Source organism: Bradyrhizobium arachidis, assembly GCF_024758505.1.
GTDB classification, from domain to species: domain Bacteria; phylum Pseudomonadota; class Alphaproteobacteria; order Rhizobiales; family Xanthobacteraceae; genus Bradyrhizobium; species Bradyrhizobium manausense_C.
Window position 1 is genome coordinate 6,786,147 of sequence record NZ_CP077970.1, and the last position, 14,379, is coordinate 6,800,525.

The following is a 14,379-nucleotide window of genomic DNA, read 5'->3' on the forward strand; positions in this document are numbered from 1 at the left end:
CACTTCGGAGGCTCACATGGCAACGCTCTTTGGAGATACCAGCGGCACTCTTTTTGACAAGGAAAAAGGCGCAGCCCAAATCCTCGTAGGCACGAATGACCAAGACAACCTTCTTTATGGCGACGCGGGGGTGTCGCTCATTGACTCCGCCCGGGGTGGCGGCGACAAGCTGATCGGCGGCGATAACAGCGGCAGCGGCATTGTTTCCAACATCCTTTTTGGCGATGCGCAAGAAATGTTCAATTTCGCTCGGGGCGGCAACGACGAGCTGATCGGCGGCGATAACAGCGGCAGCCCGGAATTGTTTGTCAACTCGCTTATCGGCGACGCGGGAACGATGTTCGATTCCGCTCGAGGCGGCGACGACAAGCTGACGGGCGGCGACAACAACGGCAGCTTGGGCCTTTTTTTTAACGAACTTGTCGGCGATGCGTACGAAATGACCGGGTCCGCTCAGGGCGGCAACGACACCCTGACCGCCGGCGACAACAACAGCGGCAACTTCATTTCTGGAAACAGCCTTTACGGCGATGCCGCCTTTATGACCGGGTCCGCTCAGGGCGGCAACGACATCCTGTCTGGCGGCGACAACAGCGGCCACGGCGTTTTTGCAGATTCCCTTTACGGCGATGCCTACGAAATGACCGACTCCGCTCAGGGCGGCAACGACACCCTGACCGGCGGCGACAACAGCGGCAGCGGCGGCACTATCAGTGTGTACCTTTCCGGCGATGCCCAGGAAATGTCCGGGTCCGCTCAGGGCGGCAACGACACCCTGATCGGCGGCAACGACAGCGGCAGCGTCTTTGCGTTTGCAAACATTCTTTTGGGCGATGCCTCCGAAATGACCGGGTCCGCTCAGGGCGGCAACGACACCCTCACCGGCGGCGACATCAGCGGCAACGGCGGCAGTAACTCCCTTTTCGGCGATGCCTTCGAAATGAGCGAGTCCGCTCAGGGAGGCAACGACACCCTCACCGGCGGCACCAACAGCGGCAGCGGCTTTGTTGAAAACACCCTTCTCGGCGATGCCCGGGTAATGACTGGGTCCGCTCAGGGTGGCAATGACCGACTTATCAGTGGCATCAACACCACCGATCAGATGTGGGGTGATGCGGAATTCCTGTTGGACTCTGCCACCGGCGGCCACGATACCTTTGTGTTCGTGGGTGCGTTCGGGGACGATTTTGTGAACGACTTCCACCAGGGCGAGGACACATTAGAGTTCCGGGTGGCCGGCGTCGCGGACTTCGGCGACCTCGACATAGACGTCATTGGTTCCGACACCGTCATCAGCACCACGGTTTCCGCAACCGACACGGTCACCCTCGTCGGCTTCACCGGCACGCTAACGGATAGCGACTTTCTATTTTCTTGAGCCAGTTGGCTGTGGAAGCCATCCCGCAATGAAGGCGGCTAAGAGAATTTGCGGCGAAGGGCCCAACTTTGGTGGGGCCGCCGGCGGAGGTTTAAGAGCCGACGGCCCCGCGCCAGCCACTTCCAATTGCCCTGCCTCAACAGAAACGATGGCCGACGCGAACCAAGCCCCGCATGTCCGGGGCGGTTCCGTCCCGAGGCATGTGGTGGCTGCTGGGGCGCCCGGCGAAATTCGCAATTTCTGCGATAGCTGCCTATGTTCTGCGCATGCGCATGCCATACGAACTTTGCCTGGCGATTGCCGGCAAGCAGGTCCCATCAGGACCAGACTGGCTCCATGAAGTGAAGCACGACGGCTACCGGATGCTGGTCATCCGGCAGGACAAGCGCGTGTGCCTGCTTTCGCGCAATGGCAGCGATTGGACGAAGCGTTATCCGTGGATCGCCGAGGCTGCGCTGAAGAACCGGCAGAAGCATTCGTCATCGACGGTGAAGCCGTGATCCTCGGGGTCGACGGCGTGTCCGACTTCACGCCCTGCACTCGCGCAAACTCGATCACGAGGTGCAGCTCTATGCCTTCGACTGCCTAGCGCTCGACGGCGACGATGTGCGGCCGCTGCCGCTCGAAATGCGCAAAACCAATCTCGAGCGCCTGTTGCGCGGCCGAACGGACGGCATCTTCGTGGCGCCGTTCGAGCTGGGGAGATCGGCCCGGATCTGTCCGCGCCGCCTGCAAGATGGGGCTCGAGGGCATCGTCTCCAAGCGGCGCGACCGCGCCTATCGCGGCGGCCGGCAGCCGCACTGGGTCAAAGTGAAGAACAGAACGCACCCGGCAATTGCACGCGTCGTGGACAGCTTTAGTTGACCTCGACCGCGCGATTGACAATGACAAGAGATCACGCGGCGGGTCGATCCATGAACTCCGACACGTCTTGCCGGAGGACGATTGATCGCCCGATTCCTAGTTGGATAACGATGATTTCACCGGCAGCAATGTGCGCCTACCAAGGTGCATCGTGGACTCACGTTAGTCCCGACCTGGTCCGGCTTTCAACTTTACGACCTTGTCCAGATCGAACGAACCTGAGCGCCCGCTCCTCCGGTTCACCACTTGCTCGAGCTCAAGCGCCTCTATTGCGAGCTCGTCCGCCAGCCGTCCGAACAGTGCCCGCTTTTCTGCGTCTGCAGCTTGCCTGCTCATGAGAGCCAAATCTGAAGCGTCGGCTCGCAGCTTGTCCAATTTTGCCCTGAGGTCCTTCACGCTGTTCAGGTCCTTCGCGTCCTTACCGACTGGACAGTCAACGACGGGAACATGCTAGTCGTCCGTTCCTTAACCATTAGTTAGTGACGCGCCGGAGCAAGCCGAGTTCCGCACTCAGGACGTTTGTAACAAAGCGGAAACGCCGCTTGTTCTCCCAACGTCCTTAAAGATCGGGAACAAGTGGCAAGCCGTGTGGGTTAGCTATCCAAATCATTGAGCGGAGAAGGAGAGTTCGATGAACAATCTCATTTACTTGGTTGGATTGATTGTTGTGATTGCCGCCGTCCTTTCCTTCTTCGGCCTACGTTAAGCAGGCACAGCTTGCCTCGCGCACTTCAACGAGCTGGAGAAATGCAAAGGGACGCGCTTTTCGATGAATTGAGGCGAATCGAACGCGCGGTCGTGGACGGAGAACGGCAGCTCGCGCAGCAAGAGGCGCAGATTGTCGAACTGAAGCGGCAGCAGCTTGATCTGAATAAAGCTCAGGCCGAGCTTGAGAGGCTTCGCGCCAACCAGCGTCAACTCGAGCAGGACCGGCAACGTCTCCTTTCAATGCTCCAGCCATAGACCCCCTAACCTCGATCGACCCTGGCAAGTGGCCATAGAAAGCAATAGTAAGGCCGGAACACAACCCAAGACTTCGAGCCACAGTGCTAGCGCGCCATTACTTTCATGTGCGCTGTCCTTCGCAACACATACAAGTTCCAGCCATACAAGCTTTCGAACAACGGCTTGGTGTGTCTGTCTAGGAAGTCCATTGCCCGAGCCTGCGGCCCCTTCTCGACTATACGCTCAGCCAACCCCAGCGCATCGTTCTTGATGCCGACCTTTCGGGCCACCCGTCCGCCGCTTACTAAGGGAAGTTGCACGAGCGCCGCGGCCGTGTTGGCAAAAAAGCCGATCTGCATGTCGTGGTCGACAATCGAAAGCCCTGATCGTTCGATCAGTCGTTTCCATTGCCCCGGGCGAGTGCCACTGCAAATGCGGCTCGCCCGGCGGCAATTTTCGGCCGGCGGCACGTGCGATCATCAACTCAGTCCTGAAAGCGAGCTCGAAAAGCGTCCAGCCGTTGGGAACGGTCACGAACATCAAACCGCCGTCCTGCAGGTGTTTGGCGAGTTCCTGCAGCGCGGCCACGGGGTCCGCGAGATGCTCGAGCACGTCGAAAGCCGTAATCAGGGCATATTGGCTTTCGAGTTCGCTGAGAGCGGCGAAGAGATCGAGGTTTGCGACCAGCCGGTGCTTGCCATTGGCCGGCCAATCGTATTTGCGCTTGTATTCGTTCAGCGTCTCGGCGCTCACGTCGACTGACGTGACGCTAAAGCCTTTTTGGACTAGGTCAAAGCTTTCCCGAAGTGAACCAGCCCCAAAGTCCAACACTTCAGCACCGGCCGGCACGACGGCAAGATGTGTCGCGAAGATGTTCCAGCGATAGACGATCCCACGCGTGTCGCAGCCTTCCGGCTTGGATATGTCATCGGAACGATCGAAGGTGAGAGCGAGACTAGACATCGATTCCGCCTAATGCCTTGTAAAGCGGAATTGCTGCGTCCCGTGCTCGCGCGGATCGGCAGCGCGCTCGGTCACGCGATACCCCTCATGAGCTGCAACGAACGCGTTTCCGGAAATCCAATGTCTCGCATACCTGACAAGCTTGTCCTTACCTGCGGCCTCCAGGCCGGGCCCGTTATCACTGAGAAAGGACGTTTGGACTTCCGGTTCTACGATGCCGTCGGTGATCGGTACTCGATGCCATACCATCGTTGCAGGCCGCGCTGCGCAAAGCGCTTTGATCGTGTCTATCGCGACAGGAACGTATTGAATCGCTCCGTTCGAGTGCATTAACTCGATCTCACCCAACCAATCCGCCGCCTTCGCGATCTCATCGAAGAACATCAGCCGGTTGGTCGCCAATTCCCGCGCTCGCCGCACCATGGCGGACGTTTCCACCACAGCCCAGCGAATGTCCGGTGATTGCTTCCGGGCAATCTTGTAGTGGATGCCAGCGCCGCCTCCGAAGTCGAGCACCGTCTTGACGCCTGCGACGAGTGGCCACTCGCCTACGGGCACGTAACTCGCGGTCTTCCGAAAAATCGTCTCAACGAGTTCGGGGTTTTCGTAGCCTTCAATTACCTCGGTGGGCGGAAACAGCTTACGCCTTACCTTCTGTATGAAGTTCACTGACGGCTCCGCCGCTACTCTTTTTGCTTGTGCAACTCCCCTAACACAATCAGAAACATTTAGAAACAATTCCTTAGGCTTACGGCATTTCGTCTTGCCCATCGACCGACGGCGGCGTTTGATCCCTCCGGCGGCAGCCCCGGGGCTTGATCGATGGTCAACGCGCTCGTTGTTCACAAGGCTCAGTTGCCAAGAGCGCAGCTCGCGTCACGCGCTGCCCAATACGTCCGCATGTCGACCGAGCGGCAGCAGTACTCGATTGAAAATCAGGCCACTGTCATTGCGGCCTTTGCCCACGCCCACAACCTGACGATTGTCCGGACCTACCGCGACGAGGGCGAGAGCGGTCTTCATCTCAAGAACCGCGACGGATTGAAGCGGTTGCTCGAGCACGTCCAGAGCGGCGATACCGACTTCGGCCATATCCTGGTCTACGACGTAAGCCGCTGGGGCCGCTTCCAGGATATCGACGAAAGCGCACACCACGAGTTCGTTTGCAAGCAAGCCGGCATCAAGGTCGCCTACTGCGCCGAACAGTTTGAGAATGATGGCAGCATGCTGTCGAGCATCGTCAAGAACCTTAAGAGAGTAATGGCGGCCGAGTTTAGTCGCGAGCTATCGGCCAAAGTCCATGCCGGCGTTTGCAGGTTGGTTCGCAACGGCTATGCGCCCGGTGGCCGAAAAGGCTTCGGAATCGAACGCGAATTGGTTGACGAGAAATCTCAGTCTCGGGGCGTTTTAAAACCAGGCGAGCGCAAATTCATCGCCACCGATCATATAAGGCTAAGACCTGGCGACAGGGATGAAGTGGCAATAGTAAGGTGGATGTTCACTCGGTTCTTGGAAGTGAAGTCAGAAACTGTCATTGCCGACGAGCTAAACCGCAAGGCCATTCTAACCTCAGCGAGGAGGCGCTGGACTCGATACTCTGTCACTCGGGTTCTCAAGAATGAGAACTACATTGGGAATCTAGTTTACAATCGTCACTCAAAGAAGCTGAATAGCCGCTTAGTACCCAACCCACCAGAGCTGTGGGTTCGAACCAAAGGCTGCATCGAACCGATCATTGAACGCGAAACTTTCGTTGAGGCAAACAAGATCATCAGTGAGCGTCGAGTAGACCTCTTGACGGAGGACGAAATGTTGTCTCGGTTGCGTAAGACGCTGATGGAGGAAGGACGTCTCAGTCCAAGGATCATTGATCGAGCCGTAGGTCTTCCCTCTTACCCCACATACAGGGCACATTTCGGCAATCTGCGAAATGCCTACAGGTTGATTGGCTACACCTCAAATCGGAACACTGAATATCTTGATCACCGGCAAATGTGGGCTGAGGAAAAAGCCAAGCTCGCGGCCCAAGTCGCCGAGAAGCTCAAGGCGGCTGGGGTGCGCCTCCGATGCTCGACTGACTGCATCGAGTTGAAGAGAGGCTTGAGCATTTCTTTTCGAACTGCCCGATGGCGGGCCGGGGCAAAGGCGAACCATGCTTGCTATTGGATCATCCAACGCGGAGGAATGCCTGACGGATGGATCGCTGCCATCCGATTGACCGAGCAGAGCAGATCCGTGTTTGACTACGTGTTGTTGTCAACAGACGGGACGAGCGGTCGAACGGTCAAATTCTCGGAGAGAGCCCGCATACGGCGCCGGATGAGCCGCTACGAAACGCCTCAGGCGCTGGCTCGTGCAGTTATCCGACGTGTAACCATGCCAAGCCGTACTTCCCTACCCAAGCCAGCGCGGCCGAACAAGCGAACGAAACTAGACCGGCCCAAAGCCAAGAACGGCCACGCACGGCGCTGATTGAACGCAAATAAAGGAACGCGCCGAGGAACATTCCATAGTTTCTTCTGAAATCGCCGTTGAGCTTGGCGATCTTGGCGAGATCACAGGACTGTTCGACTTGTTCGGGCATGAGAGCTGGTTCCCCTTCGGTGAGTTGGACCAGCCCCTCATCTACACCCGATTTGCCCGGCGGCACAAGCGCAATTTCTGATTTTCAGCATAATGTGAAGGCGCGCCGGCGTGAACCGGCGGGGCCCAGGTCTTCACCGCATGCGTCGCGAACGGTTCCCAGCGAACGAGTGGAAATATACCCAACTACTCGCACGCTCGAATACCAGGAACGTCAACGTCCTGTGGCCTACGACAGATTCTCTATCGGGAAAAATTGGCATCGAACGCTTGGAAGTCTAGAATCCTTTTCAAATTCCTTATTCCCAATGAGTCGGGGTACTCACCCGTGGGTATTTACCTACTGTCTCTGGTAGCGTGCGTTGTTGGGATTTTGCTCTTCGTGGCATTCTGCCGATAGGTCCGACAACGAGCGCAACAGTTGCATTGAATCCTCAGCCGATGGCCGAAATTACGCGTTTCGGCTGCTTGTTTTTGACTGTGCACGGACCGGCGCGTTGAACTCCCAGACGGGAGGCGAAGACGTGACGTGGCTGCTTGTCGTGCTCATCGCTGCCAGCGCGGCGGTCTTGATCGCCCACGCGATCGACGCAATGCGCTCACGCTAGTTCGGCTCTTCTGCGCGAGCTCGGACTACCGTTGCGGCCGTTCCATAGCCGTCGGCGCAGATTGCCTGACGAATTAAGGCTTAGCGGCAGTTCGTTTGCTCGGCCTGCGGCAAGCGTGGTGCCGACGTGCGGCCGGACGTCCACTGGAATAAGCCGCCGGAGCCGGCAATGGGGTTTCGAAACACGCAATGATCGAAAGCGGCCGATGCGACGCTTAATCAGCGTACATGCGGTCCTCGACCAGTTCGAGGCGGAGGTTGCCCAAACCTCACGCGCGGGTTCACATCACAATAGGCATTCCAGCGACCGGACGCCGAAGCCAAGCATTGCTCCCTTGTTTGATAGGAGCAGTCGCCGGAGGCGCCGAACTGTTCGCCAAATACGCACCAAGGATAATCCCGCTCTGCGTGTGCGGCGTGCAGGCTCCCGAGGATGATCAATAAAGTTGCCAAACTCGTTCGCATCTCGGTGCTCCAAAAAGCGACCGCGGATGAATGAACCTGCGGCCGGAGTGCGCTTCGAGCTGAGACTCGGAACAGGGCTCGAAGCCTTAATCAATTTGCTTGAGATCGTGCTCGTTCCTAGGTCCGCTTAGATCACCCAGACTGTCGTTCTACTTTGAAGCCACCTCATAAACGTCCCCTGGCTTAAGGTTGAGCCGCCTGAACAGTTGACGATGCTCGTCGGTGATCGAACCCGCGTAGACTTCTGCGCTCGCTCCCTCCGGTGCCTGGGCAAGCACCAACGTACGGGCTTGCTTTGGCTTGGCCAACGCAATCCAGAGTTCTGCCGCAGAGCCATCGCCTGCGGTCACTTCGACGATTGTGTAATCTCCGCCGAATGACTCCGCCATCTGTGACAATCCGTCTGCCGCTCTGTGGTTTCACCGGAGGCAGGATGCTCGGGCGTCCGCAGATGGAATGGCAAAGGCTCGCGCGGGCGGCAGACATTTCGAGCCGTTTGCGACGGAAGGGCCACAGCCGGAAACTCGGCTGGGGGCGTACTTCCTAGACCAACGTCTTAGGTTCGGGACTTACAAATGTTGTGGCCGGAACGCGCCCCCGCCAGGAAAACTAGGCAACACGGGGAGGGCTAGACTTTTGATGTCCAAAGTTTTGAGAACCCCGGAGGCCGCTGACCATGACCTCCTATCAGCGGCCCTACCGAACCAATCTCACCGCCGACAGGCTCGAGGGTGCGCCGAAGTACGGCAATGACAACGATTGGAATTGGAACGACCCGGGACGGGCGCGAGCTGTGAACGACTACTATTCTGGGTTCTAACCGATGCCGGCGACCTAGGTCGCAGCGCACTCACATGCTGTTGCGGTTGCGGGGACCCGGAGTCCTAGGCGCTTCGGGTCCCGCTTCTAGGCTGCTCAGCGACCGGGCGGCCTCAGTGAGCTTTCCGTCCATCTCCGCACCGCGGGATCTTGGAGCGGATCGATCCCGTCGCCGTATGCGCAGAGGTACCGGTCGCGCCGCTGCCCGGCCTCGTCGGCAAGCCCAGATCGCCTCGATCGGCGCTCGCTCGGGGCGCCGGCATCGGTCCGGCGTCGCGCCGGCGACCTGCCGGCTCGCCAGACGACGACCTCCTGCTGAAGCTTCCGCGCCCATCTCTTCTCGAATGTCTCGACCACATGCCGCGGCAGGTTGAACTCCTCCATGGCGTCCTCCTATGCCGCAGCGCGGCGCTCGGTCGAGCGCAGCCGCATCGGCTTGCCGCCCGGCGGATTGCCCGGACCGCCGTCCAGAGCACAGAGCGCCTCGAGGATTTCGTCGATGGTCACTGGCGCCTTTAGGCCGTCGTGGGCCCGCAGCGCCGGACAGGACGCGATCGCCGAGGCGTCGGAAGCCCACGAGGCGAGAATGGCCCGCTTTTCCGAGATGGTGAGACCGGGATCCGAGACGACCTCCTGAGGATGATCGAAGACAGTGCCCGGGTGAAGCAATGCGTTGAAATCGAAAACGTTGTCAGTCGCGGTCGTCGGCCGCATGGTCAGCCTCCAATTTTTCGACGAGTTCGAGGTACGCCGCCGCGCCCGAACGGCGCGGCGGCCAAGCGATCATTGATTGCGCAGCGTTCAGGCCGCTTTCGCCTCGATCTGGTTCGCTGCAGCGCCGTTGATGGCGATGCGCCGCGGCTTCATGGCTTCCGGGATCTCGCGCATTAGGTCGACGATCAGAAGGCCATTTTCGAAGCGGGCGCCCTTCACTTCGACGTGGTCGGCGAGCGTGAACTGCCGCTTGAATGACCTGGCCGAAATCCCGCGATGCAAGAAGTGCCTGTCGTCCTTCTCGGCCCTGCGGCCTTCCAGCGCCAGCACGTTTTGCTCGACGGTCAGCGTCACATCGTCTGGAGCGAAGCCCGCCAGAGCCACCGAAATCTGGAACTGGTTCTCGCCGGTCCGCTCGATGTTGTAGGGGGGATAGGTCTCTTCGCTGGTCCGCTGGACCTCGTCGAGAACATCGAAAAGGCGGTCGAAACCGATGGTCGACCTCCAGAGGGGAGTCCAATCATACCTCATAGCCAAATCCTCCAAAGAGCAAGATGGGTACGAGCCGGCACCGGACATCTGACCGGCACCCGTCTCAATTCTCGGAGCCCGATAGGCGCTCCGGCCGCGCTTGGCGACGCCAAAAAAATCTAGAAGGCCGCCCGAAGTTTCAAGAGGTCGCGACAAAATTTTTTGGCTGCCGCCAAGGTCTCTCCGCTAACCATCGAGCCCCGCGCTGCTCTAGTCCCTCGCCCGCCGCAGGACCACTCCGAGCTTTTCCTTCTGCTTCTCCCAACGGGCATCCTCGGCCTGCGACCGTCGCTCCAGCGCCTCGCGTTCGGCCTCGATGGCGGCTACCCTCTGGTCGTGCTCCCGCCTGGCTTCATCGAACGCCTCTTTCGCCTTCGCGACCGCCTTCTGCCACCGCTCGCGCTCCTTCTCTCGAGCAGCCTCTTCCTCTCGGCGCTTGCTTTCTCCGCACCGATCGCGTCTTCCGCCGCACGTACCAGGCCATTACCGAGAGGACCAGCCAGGCAAACGAGGCGCCCATGAACGCAACTGCGATGCTGGCTTCCGCCGTCAACGAAAAGACGATCGCAAAGGCAAGCATGCCGAGCGCGCCGAGCGCGGCGCCGGCGGAGTCGACCGCGGCCGCCAGTTGTCCGCGGCGCTCGCCGCCGAGGCCCGCTTCCCGCTTGCGGCGGATCTCATGCTTCTCAATCAATGTGGCGCTGGCGCAGAAAATCGCCGGAAGGGCGAGGAAGAGCCCACCAACGAAGGCGCCATGGCGGCTGCTGATGAGACCCGTGAAAACGGTCGCGGCGCCGCCGAGTGCGAAGCGAATTGCGTATTCGTACCAGCGGCCTTCCTTGAGCGATGACGGCGAAAAACGGATCGGCGTCATGTCTGCCCCCCGGCAAGCGTCAGGGCGCCAAAGGCCACGATCAGCCAGACGACAAGAGATAGCACAGTGGCGGGCAATGCTCGCATCCTCGCGCGAACTAGGATCTGGCAGACAACGACGCTATAAACGGCGAGCGCGATCGCTCCGGCAATCATCGCCTGAGTTTGCAAAGTCGCGTAGTGGGCGCCGTGCTGGTACACCGCGATTCCGAGCGTGGCGAGCGCGACGGAGGGGGCGGCCGCGAACAGGCCGGCGAAGCTCTTAGGACGTAGAAGATCTCCCAGCATCGCGAAGGCCGACACGACGGCACCCCCGGCGAGGAAGCGGATGACATACTCGGTCATTTCACTTTCCTCCAAATTTTCGAGAGCGGCCCGCCGGTCCCGTAGACCGGATCCTTGCGCGGTACAGGCACCTTCGGGATGGTTTTAAGCGCGCGCGGACGATCCTCAACCGTCTTGCATTCGTCGTACGTCCCTGTCGGCGGGTAGGCGCCGATGACGAGGAAGTCGTCGTCTGCTCCCAGACATTGGTGCCCCGTGCCGGCGGGCAGAATGGCGAAGTCGCCAGCCTTCAACGTGAAGATCCTGCCCTTCTTACCGCCGAAACGAACGCGCCCCTTTCCGCGCGCAATGCCGAGCACCTCATGGATTTGGGAATGATAGTGAACGTAGTCGTAGATGCCGTTGCGCCAAGTATCACCCCACCCATTCGCCTCAAACAGGTCCTCGATTTCGGCCGCGGGGTCGTAGCGTTCATCGAGATTGACTGCCCGGCGATAAATGACCAGGGACCATCGCGGATGATTGGGGATGAGGCCGTCATCCTTAAAGCGTACAGTTTGCGGCTTTCGCGCTTGCGCGAAGTCCGTAGCTTTCCGTTTGCCGGGGCGCCGCAAACCGGTGGCGCGTTCCGCATATCCCTTTAGATCCTCAAGGGTCGGCATGATCGTTCTCCGTTGAAGCGTCGAGCGGGTAGCCGGTGCCCAGCCGCACGAACCGTTCAAGAATCGCTCCCAGCGCGAAACCTGCGACGACATCGCTCGCCCAGTGCGCCAAGATGACTATGCGCGTCAGCGAGATGCCGACCGCTACGGTGCGGATCGCCCGACGCGTGCCGGCCGGCAACGCGCCGGCCGCCGATGCCAAGCCGCCCATGTGCAGCGCGTGACCGGAGGGAAAGGCGTCCTCACGTTTCCCGGAAAATGGGACACCATGGAGGTGCCCGATCACCGTTCTGCGGTCCGGTCGGGTCTGATCGAACAGACGTTTCAAACCATGGGGCAGCAGCGACGCCGCGACCGTGACCAGCAGAGCATGGTTGCCGGCGCGCCGCAGCGGCTCGCCCTGCCCGCGCGACGCAAGCCAACCTGCCGCCGCCAGAACTAGAAGAACCTTCTCGTCGGCGCCCCAAGTCAGGGCGCGGGCTACCATCTCCGGAGCCGGCGCAGTGTTGCGGGCGATGAAGCGTGCGACCACGACATCCGCTTTGGTCGGCCGAACGGTGACCGGAAGGCTTGGCCCTCTAAGGCGACTTGCTGAAACTCTAGCTCGATTGAACATGACTCAAAGGATCGCAAAGGTAGAGCACCTTTTCCAACGCGCGACCGGTCATCGAGGTCCGTCGCGCGGCCGGCATCGCGCTCAGTGCTGATCTGATCAAACCAATGGCAGGGCTACTTGTGCGTGGCGAATGCACTCTGGGGTGCGCCATTTGTTCGGGCCCAACCGTCTCCGCCTCAACGATCGTTCCGGCGAATCCTTCGCCGCTTAGGAACTAACGCAGAAGGCTATCGTTCGGGACTGATATCCTCTCTCACTCCCGAGGCCCTCCATGTATCACCACGTCAAGAAGCTGATGTTCACCGTCCGCGTCGACGAACCAGACCCACGTTTTGGCAACATGCTTCTTGAACAATTCGGCGGCGCTAACGGTGAACTCGCGGCCGCCATGCAGTATTCGATACAGGGTTTGAACTGCGAAGATGCGGATCGCAAAGACCTGCTTATGGACATCGGCACCGAAGAACTCAGCCATCTCGAAGTCGTGGGTACCCTCGCCCGCATGCACCTCAAGCCGGCGAAGTTCGATCGCCAGGCGGCCGAAGCCGATCCCCTGATTGCGATTGCGGGCGGCGGCGGGGTGAACCTATTCAATTCCCAGGGCAACGCCTGGACTGCCGATTACCTGAAGATCACTGGCGAGCTCGATGTCGACCTTCGGAGCAATATCGCCGCCGAAGCGCGCGCCAAGATCGTCTATGAACGGCTGCTCAACTTCTGCGATGACGCGGGCACCAAGGACGCTCTCCAGTTCTTGATGACCCGCGAGATCACCCACATGAAAGCTTTCGCGCTGGCACTCGAGAGCATGGGCAAGCCGGCCCTCAGTATCGGCCGCATCGCACCGACCCCCGGCCTGGTCAATCAGTTCTTCAACGATTCCACGGGTACGGGCGATCATGGCGAGATCGACACCCGCGGACCATGGAACGACGGCAGCGATTGGGTCTTTACGGAATCGCCGGCCATCCAGGCCGGAGAAGCCGGCCCGCCGACAGCCCTCGTAACGGAAAGCTCGTCGCCGGTAGACGAGAACGGCTTAGGCGATTTGTTGCTCGACGAACTCCGCGACATCCTGCACGCGGAGAAACAACTGACGAAAGCCCTCCCCAAGATGGCGGAAGCGGCGCGTTTTGATCAATTGCGAGAGCTGTTCGAGCAGCATCTCGCAGAGACTGAAGCGCAGATCGAGCGCATTAACGAGTGTTTCGAGCTACTCGGAAAATCGACGCGCGCCAAACCGTGCAAGGGCATGATGGGCCTGGTCGAGGAAGGCCAGGAGATCATGACCGAGGGCGAGGAAAAGGAGGACGCCGCCGCCGACCTCGCCCTTATCGGCGCTGCGCAGCGCGTCGAGCACTACGAAATAGCTGGCTACACCACCGCGCGCAACCTTGCCCAACAGTTGCGCCACAGCGCAATCGTGAGTCTTTTGTCGAAGTCGTTGGCCGAGGAGGAAAATGCGGATCAGCTTCTCAACCAGGTCGCCCGATCGCTCATGTCCGTGGCAAAAATGCCGGCCGCAATCGAACAGGGAGAGTAGTATTGCCGACAAGGCCCCACCTCTGACCGTGAAGTTGTGGTCGTCAATCGCGCGAGGGACATTCGGGACAAGTGTCGCCGATACCGTCTAGCACCTCCTCCATCGCCGCGGCCGCAGCTTCGGGTGGAACGCCATCTGGCGGGTTCTGACGCGCGACATCGAAGGCGCGCTCGCGGGCATGCCGATCGGCTCGATCCTGCATCCAGCCATGCTCCTCACACTCGCGGATGGCACCGGCATCGTTCAGAACGGCGATCGCCCATCCCCGCAGTGTTCGAATCCGCGGTCGTCTCTCTTTTGTCATCGGCATCAAGAGAGCTCCTGCCGGGACGAATCCTTAGCGCCCCTCCTCGTTCCCGGCGGCTAGCACAGACTATAGATTCGAAATAACGACAGCTGCGTTTGTCCTAATTCCTCCTCCGCCGAGTGTGGCGCACCTAACAGACCGCTCCGACTTAGTATGTGCAAGCTGGCCTCATCCGGGATCTTGCTAGTTCCCTCTCGGGGACGCGCGACCTCTTTTGCCAAAC

Annotated in this window: 18 protein-coding genes; 5 read left to right on the forward strand and 13 right to left on the reverse strand. The window is 59.9% G+C overall.

Annotated elements, in window-relative coordinates; all coding sequences use genetic code 11:
* Positions 1-16: 16 nt before the first annotated feature.
* Together KUF59_RS31335 and KUF59_RS31340 are read left to right on the forward strand one after the other, a co-directional pair.
* Entirely contained in the window at positions 17-1,378 is a 1,362-nt protein-coding gene (locus KUF59_RS31335) for a calcium-binding protein (protein ID WP_258767316.1), read from the forward strand.
* A 272-nt stretch (positions 1,379-1,650) separates the two neighbouring features.
* Positions 1,651-1,878, forward strand: coding sequence for an ATP-dependent DNA ligase (locus KUF59_RS31340; RefSeq protein ID WP_258767317.1), 228 nt, complete (start codon positions 1,651-1,653; stop codon positions 1,876-1,878).
* Between the two features lie 85 nt (positions 1,879-1,963).
* On the opposite strand, the gene KUF59_RS31345 is transcribed toward KUF59_RS31340, so the two are convergent.
* The 4 genes from KUF59_RS31345 to KUF59_RS31360 all read right to left on the reverse strand — a co-directional run bounded on the left by KUF59_RS31345 (position 1,964) and on the right by KUF59_RS31360 (position 4,820).
* The gene (locus tag KUF59_RS31345) at positions 1,964-2,113 is read right to left on the reverse strand and encodes a hypothetical protein (RefSeq protein ID WP_258767318.1); all 150 of its coding nucleotides are present in this window, start codon (positions 2,111-2,113) and stop codon (positions 1,964-1,966) included.
* A gap of 832 nt (positions 2,114-2,945) precedes the next feature.
* The gene (locus tag KUF59_RS31350; RefSeq protein ID WP_258767319.1) at positions 2,946-3,179 is read right to left on the reverse strand and encodes a hypothetical protein; all 234 of its coding nucleotides are present in this window, start codon (positions 3,177-3,179) and stop codon (positions 2,946-2,948) included.
* A gap of 252 nt (positions 3,180-3,431) precedes the next feature.
* On the reverse strand, positions 3,432-4,151 hold the full coding sequence (locus tag KUF59_RS31355; protein ID WP_258767320.1) for a class I SAM-dependent methyltransferase: 720 nt from the start codon (positions 4,149-4,151) through the stop codon (positions 3,432-3,434).
* A 9-nt stretch (positions 4,152-4,160) separates the two neighbouring features.
* Positions 4,161-4,820 carry a class I SAM-dependent methyltransferase gene (locus KUF59_RS31360; RefSeq protein ID WP_258767321.1) on the reverse strand — a complete coding sequence of 220 codons (660 nt, stop codon included), beginning with the start codon at positions 4,818-4,820 and terminating at the stop codon, positions 4,161-4,163.
* A 153-nt stretch (positions 4,821-4,973) separates the two neighbouring features.
* Between KUF59_RS31360 and KUF59_RS31365 the strand changes: the two genes are divergently transcribed.
* Positions 4,974-6,623 (forward strand): recombinase family protein, encoded by a 1,650-nt coding sequence (locus tag KUF59_RS31365; protein WP_258767322.1) that lies wholly within the window; start codon positions 4,974-4,976, stop codon positions 6,621-6,623.
* Positions 6,624-7,560: 937 nt separating this feature from the next.
* Here the strand turns inward: KUF59_RS31365 and KUF59_RS31370 are convergent.
* On the reverse strand, positions 7,561-7,806 hold the full coding sequence (locus KUF59_RS31370; RefSeq protein ID WP_258767323.1) for a DUF3551 domain-containing protein: 246 nt from the start codon (positions 7,804-7,806) through the stop codon (positions 7,561-7,563).
* A 149-nt stretch (positions 7,807-7,955) separates the two neighbouring features.
* The gene (locus KUF59_RS31375; RefSeq protein WP_258767324.1) at positions 7,956-8,195 is read right to left on the reverse strand and encodes a hypothetical protein; all 240 of its coding nucleotides are present in this window, start codon (positions 8,193-8,195) and stop codon (positions 7,956-7,958) included.
* Positions 8,196-8,482: 287 nt separating this feature from the next.
* On the opposite strand from KUF59_RS31375, the gene KUF59_RS31380 reads away from it, so the two are divergent.
* Positions 8,483-8,626 carry a hypothetical protein gene (locus KUF59_RS31380; RefSeq protein ID WP_258767325.1) on the forward strand — a complete coding sequence of 48 codons (144 nt, stop codon included), beginning with the start codon at positions 8,483-8,485 and terminating at the stop codon, positions 8,624-8,626.
* A 392-nt stretch (positions 8,627-9,018) separates the two neighbouring features.
* Here KUF59_RS31380 and KUF59_RS31385 read toward each other — a convergent pair whose 3' ends face one another.
* From KUF59_RS31385 to KUF59_RS31410, 6 genes are all read right to left on the reverse strand, one after another.
* The gene (locus KUF59_RS31385; protein WP_258767326.1) at positions 9,019-9,339 is read right to left on the reverse strand and encodes a hypothetical protein; all 321 of its coding nucleotides are present in this window, start codon (positions 9,337-9,339) and stop codon (positions 9,019-9,021) included.
* Positions 9,340-9,426: 87 nt separating this feature from the next.
* Positions 9,427-9,870: an Hsp20 family protein gene (locus KUF59_RS31390; RefSeq protein WP_258770041.1), complete on the reverse strand. Its 444-nt coding sequence runs from the start codon at positions 9,868-9,870 to the stop codon at positions 9,427-9,429.
* 352 nt (positions 9,871-10,222) lie between these two features.
* On the reverse strand, positions 10,223-10,744 hold the full coding sequence (locus KUF59_RS31395; RefSeq protein ID WP_258767327.1) for a hypothetical protein: 522 nt from the start codon (positions 10,742-10,744) through the stop codon (positions 10,223-10,225).
* Complete coding sequence (locus KUF59_RS31400) at positions 10,741-11,088, reverse strand: DUF3147 family protein (RefSeq protein ID WP_212407778.1); 348 nt, start codon at positions 11,086-11,088, stop codon at positions 10,741-10,743. The genes KUF59_RS31395 and KUF59_RS31400 overlap by 4 nt, the downstream gene beginning before the upstream one ends.
* On the reverse strand, positions 11,085-11,690 hold the full coding sequence (locus KUF59_RS31405) for a cupin domain-containing protein (RefSeq protein WP_258767328.1): 606 nt from the start codon (positions 11,688-11,690) through the stop codon (positions 11,085-11,087). Before KUF59_RS31405 ends, KUF59_RS31400 begins: the two co-directional genes overlap by 4 nt.
* Positions 11,677-12,306 (reverse strand): phosphatase PAP2 family protein, encoded by a 630-nt coding sequence (locus tag KUF59_RS31410; RefSeq protein WP_258767329.1) that lies wholly within the window; start codon positions 12,304-12,306, stop codon positions 11,677-11,679. The genes KUF59_RS31405 and KUF59_RS31410 overlap by 14 nt, the downstream gene beginning before the upstream one ends.
* Positions 12,307-12,577: 271 nt before the next feature.
* On the opposite strand from KUF59_RS31410, the gene KUF59_RS31415 reads away from it, so the two are divergent.
* Positions 12,578-13,849: a DUF892 family protein gene (locus KUF59_RS31415; RefSeq protein ID WP_258767330.1), complete on the forward strand. Its 1,272-nt coding sequence runs from the start codon at positions 12,578-12,580 to the stop codon at positions 13,847-13,849.
* Between the two features lie 43 nt (positions 13,850-13,892).
* Here KUF59_RS31415 and KUF59_RS31420 read toward each other — a convergent pair whose 3' ends face one another.
* Positions 13,893-14,159, reverse strand: coding sequence for a hypothetical protein (locus tag KUF59_RS31420; protein WP_212407781.1), 267 nt, complete (start codon positions 14,157-14,159; stop codon positions 13,893-13,895).
* Between the last annotated feature and the right edge of the window lie 220 nt (positions 14,160-14,379).

Excerpts from the sequence above, each read along its gene's own strand:
- KUF59_RS31335 (WP_258767316.1), top strand. The coding sequence starts at position 17 with ATGGCAACGCTCTTTGGAGATACCAGCGGCACTCTTTTTGACAAGGAA.
- KUF59_RS31340 (WP_258767317.1), top strand. The coding sequence starts at position 1,651 with ATGCCATACGAACTTTGCCTGGCGATTGCCGGCAAGCAGGTCCCATCA.
- KUF59_RS31355 (WP_258767320.1), bottom strand. The coding sequence starts at position 4,151 with ATGTCTAGTCTCGCTCTCACCTTCGATCGTTCCGATGACATATCCAAG.
- KUF59_RS31365 (WP_258767322.1), top strand. The coding sequence starts at position 4,974 with ATGGTCAACGCGCTCGTTGTTCACAAGGCTCAGTTGCCAAGAGCGCAG.
- KUF59_RS31370 (WP_258767323.1), bottom strand. The coding sequence starts at position 7,806 with ATGCGAACGAGTTTGGCAACTTTATTGATCATCCTCGGGAGCCTGCAC.
- KUF59_RS31375 (WP_258767324.1), bottom strand. The coding sequence starts at position 8,195 with ATGGCGGAGTCATTCGGCGGAGATTACACAATCGTCGAAGTGACCGCA.
- KUF59_RS31380 (WP_258767325.1), top strand. The coding sequence starts at position 8,483 with ATGACCTCCTATCAGCGGCCCTACCGAACCAATCTCACCGCCGACAGG.
- KUF59_RS31385 (WP_258767326.1), bottom strand. The coding sequence starts at position 9,339 with ATGCGGCCGACGACCGCGACTGACAACGTTTTCGATTTCAACGCATTG.
- KUF59_RS31390 (WP_258770041.1), bottom strand. The coding sequence starts at position 9,870 with ATGAGGTATGATTGGACTCCCCTCTGGAGGTCGACCATCGGTTTCGAC.
- KUF59_RS31395 (WP_258767327.1), bottom strand. The coding sequence starts at position 10,744 with ATGACGCCGATCCGTTTTTCGCCGTCATCGCTCAAGGAAGGCCGCTGG.
- KUF59_RS31400 (WP_212407778.1), bottom strand. The coding sequence starts at position 11,088 with ATGACCGAGTATGTCATCCGCTTCCTCGCCGGGGGTGCCGTCGTGTCG.
- KUF59_RS31405 (WP_258767328.1), bottom strand. The coding sequence starts at position 11,690 with ATGCCGACCCTTGAGGATCTAAAGGGATATGCGGAACGCGCCACCGGT.
- KUF59_RS31410 (WP_258767329.1), bottom strand. The coding sequence starts at position 12,306 with ATGTTCAATCGAGCTAGAGTTTCAGCAAGTCGCCTTAGAGGGCCAAGC.
- KUF59_RS31415 (WP_258767330.1), top strand. The coding sequence starts at position 12,578 with ATGTATCACCACGTCAAGAAGCTGATGTTCACCGTCCGCGTCGACGAA.
- KUF59_RS31420 (WP_212407781.1), bottom strand. The coding sequence starts at position 14,159 with ATGCCGATGACAAAAGAGAGACGACCGCGGATTCGAACACTGCGGGGA.